Raw genomic sequence first — 3,191 nt, 5'->3', positions numbered from 1 at the left:
TATTCTCCAGATTCGACAAACTGGATGTCATCTTCCTTTCTTTCATCCATTTCGCTCTTATCGTTGAAGCACTTAGATAGTGTTAACAGGCCATAATTCGAGGAATCTCTAAATAACTGTCATCTCGACCGGAGAGATCAAGAAGTTGATGGTAAAAAATTTCTTATTTACCAGATACGCCGAATATCATACTGATCGAACAAGTTTTCATTGCTGATGAGCGGTATGTTCGGTTGTGGCTCAGTTTGAAATTTCCTGAACTATTATTTGTTTTTTTAAGATCCACAGAAGTATATATTTTTTCGTGTAAAATAAATCTTCTTTTATATCTGGAGAAAATGGTGAATAAATTTGCATTATCAATAGCTTGTGCGCTATCCCTGGTTGTTTCAGGAATACAGTCGGCATTCGCTGAAAATGTTGCTACAGTAGGTGATACAGTCTTTATTCTTGACAATCCAGCGTCAGGTTCTCCTCAATTAATCGCCAGCGTTCTTAATGCTGACAGCACCACCAACCCTAATCTCTGTTTCAGCGGTCAGTCTTCTCTTGATTTGGGGCTCGGAGAAGGTATTTCAGCCACCGATATAATAGTCAATAACGGCACCGCGATTATTACTACAACGAGCACAGACGTTCCTGGTGGTGTTATTTTTAGGGATATTTCAAGTTGTATAGCAGCTAATTCGATATGTATGGCTACAGTCAATGGTAGTCTATTGACTATACCTTGCGTTCAATATAACAATCAGGTACTTACTGTAGTACTTGAACAACGCGGCAACTCAATGAATTGGGAATTAATTTCTTCACCCATTTTAAATGATACTTTTGCAGGATCTAAAGCAAACAAGGGAAATTAGAATTATTGTTAAGCGGTGGTTCAGAAAATTTCAAACTGAACCACTAGCGTAATACTCAGTTGCCATTCTTCATGAGCGGGTTCACTTCGGCAAACCAGCTGCACTCGCGATAAGGTTGACTCTGTAGCAACATTTTGTAACGTTCCGGCAAATCGCGCGCAATGGCCTGGAATTCCTGTTTATCCTGTTCCGTGAGAATGATCGGACCGATAAAGGGAGTTGGGTTGCGGTACAAATCCAAATTGAATATCGGCTTGTGCGGCAAGCCAAAAAAGTCGACCATATCTTTTAACACCGCTTCCCGCTTCAGATCCACGCCGACATCGATGAAAAACACCCGGTCTTGCCAGTGATTGTCTCGAATCAGTTGCATCGCCCGATGCTCGATCTCCAGCCACTGTAATACATAAAACTGAAAACGGCTGAGAACCGGATAGTGCCGGAACACCTCCTCCTGCCCGGTCAATGCCCAGCGGAAAAAGCGCTCGCCGCTATCGCCCGCATAGTCGGCAAACGGAACATGCAACTGGCGTATTATCCGCTCGCGCACATATTCGCTTTTCGCCACCAGCAGCGGATGGCGCACCAGACGGATAAATCCCGGATTATTCAGCAGCGCTGCGGCATGGCGGTTAAATGCCTTGAGGAAAGCATGATTGGATTCAAAATAAAAAGGCTGCTTGCGGCTGGCGATAAAACGGCATTTGCGCTCCAACACCGGCAATAGGGCGCGGTCGTTATGCCGCGTATTCCAATCAACCGGCTTGCCGAACAGCGTGGGATTGCCAAACGTGAAATAAGGCTCGTGCGTGCTGTAGCAGTGCGTAATGTTGCGGGCAAAGAAATCAGCGAGGAAACTGGTACCCGAGCGGCCGCTGGCGAGGGTGAACAGGGTAAGCGGCGTGCTGCGCATACCTTATTTCAGGAAGCTATCGCCTGCTCAACCACCGCATCCGCCAGCTTTTTCTGCAATTGGCTGGCCTGCGTGATAGTGGATTTGAGTTGGTCGCAGAGTGTCATCAGTTCGTCGACTTTGGTTACGATGCGGTGTTGTTCGGGGAGGGGTGGGAGAGGGATTACAGTTTCTTTAACTTTGCTTAGATTTAAATTTGGTTGCGCTCCGCCAGCAGCCAATTCACGAATTTCATCGTATATTTTCTCAAAAAATAGCTTCACATATTGTCTATGACATTCATCAGGATCAATAAGTCTGATAGCCGCACACGCTTGATTAGTAGCAGCTTCTATCATTAGCTCTGTAATTTGACCTCGTGTTTTTCCTTGTCCATACATTGCAACGATAAGAGTGCCCTCTGGATACACGCTCAGGTTTGTTTCTTTAAGTGCTAATGGTGACACACATTGTACAGTTTCAAAAATATATGGTTTCGAAGTCTCTCCACTCGTTACCCAGCTAATAACCCCTGGATTAAAATACTCAGGTTTGGTTCGCAATGGTGTTGCTCCTGTTCCAATCAGTGAGATTTCATCAAGTGCTACCGACACCCACCCCTGCGGCAATTCAAACGGCTTTTCTTCCTCGGAAATTCCTCGTTGAATCCCCCCCGGCCCCCCTTTTTCAAAGGGGGGGTTAGGGATAGGATTAAGGGTGGAATTAGAAAGAGGGGGAGTCGAAAGGGTAGTCGTAGTGGGATTGATTGAGGTTGCTGGAGCTGAACCTGTTTCCCCCCTTGGTAAAAGGGGGGTTAGGGGGGATTTGCCTTTCTTGATCTTCCCCTCAGCCACCAACCTGGCTTTTTCCGCCTGTATGCGCTTGAGCAATTCACTGGCCGGTTCATCGTTCGGGTCTTGCGGCACGAGTTTGCCCATCACCGCCAGTTGCAGCAGGGTTTGTTTGAGTGCGTCGATGCTGGCTTCGGTGGTGAACAACGTGTGGAAATGCGCAGCGATACGTTGCCAGTTGGCGTTGAAATCACCCGCACTTTGCGATTGGGTCAGTATGCCTAGCAGGTGGTTTACCAGTTTTTCGTGAGCTTCGGTGGCGTTGATGTGCTGCGTTTCCAATTGATCACACAGCGCCATCAGCTCATCGACTTTGGCGACGATGCGGTGTTGCTCGGCGACAGGAGGAAGTGGAAAAGGATTCGATTCCACAAATTCTTTTGGCAATCTCTTTTGTCCAGCAGTGCCAGTCATTTTTGTCTCACCCATTAGTAAAAACTTTGGAGACTTTAAATAAGCTAAGACATAACGTGGGGCAAGAGTCTTATTGTGTTGCTGCTAACTGAAAACTGACCACCTGTGCTAATTGAAATTTGACTAGGTGAAATAGTGGTATAGCGTACTATACCACTGTGGATAAGTCGA

3 protein-coding genes are annotated in these 3,191 nt (G+C 46.3%); 1 reads left to right on the top strand and 2 read right to left on the bottom strand.

Annotated features, from left to right (window positions below; all coding sequences use genetic code 11):
* Positions 1-338: 338 nt before the first annotated feature.
* A complete protein-coding gene (locus C4S39_RS14930; protein ID WP_103967719.1) occupies positions 339-863 on the top strand; it encodes a hypothetical protein in 525 nt (174 codons plus the stop codon).
* Positions 864-918: 55 nt separating this feature from the next.
* Here the strand turns inward: C4S39_RS14930 and C4S39_RS14925 are convergent, their stop codons facing one another.
* Together C4S39_RS14925 and C4S39_RS14920 are read right to left on the bottom strand one after the other, a co-directional pair.
* Entirely contained in the window at positions 919-1,776 is an 858-nt protein-coding gene (locus C4S39_RS14925) for a hypothetical protein (RefSeq protein WP_103967718.1), read from the bottom strand.
* An 8-nt stretch (positions 1,777-1,784) separates the two neighbouring features.
* Positions 1,785-3,020, bottom strand: a complete 1,236-nt coding sequence (locus C4S39_RS14920; RefSeq protein ID WP_219817986.1) for a restriction endonuclease subunit S — start codon at positions 3,018-3,020, stop codon at positions 1,785-1,787.
* Positions 3,021-3,191 lie beyond the last annotated feature (171 nt).

This window comes from Nitrosomonas ureae, assembly GCF_900108305.1.
GTDB lineage: Bacteria > Pseudomonadota > Gammaproteobacteria > Burkholderiales > Nitrosomonadaceae > Nitrosomonas > Nitrosomonas ureae_B.
Note: the sequence above shows the minus strand (reverse complement) of the source record. Positions and strands in the feature narration are given on the sequence as shown.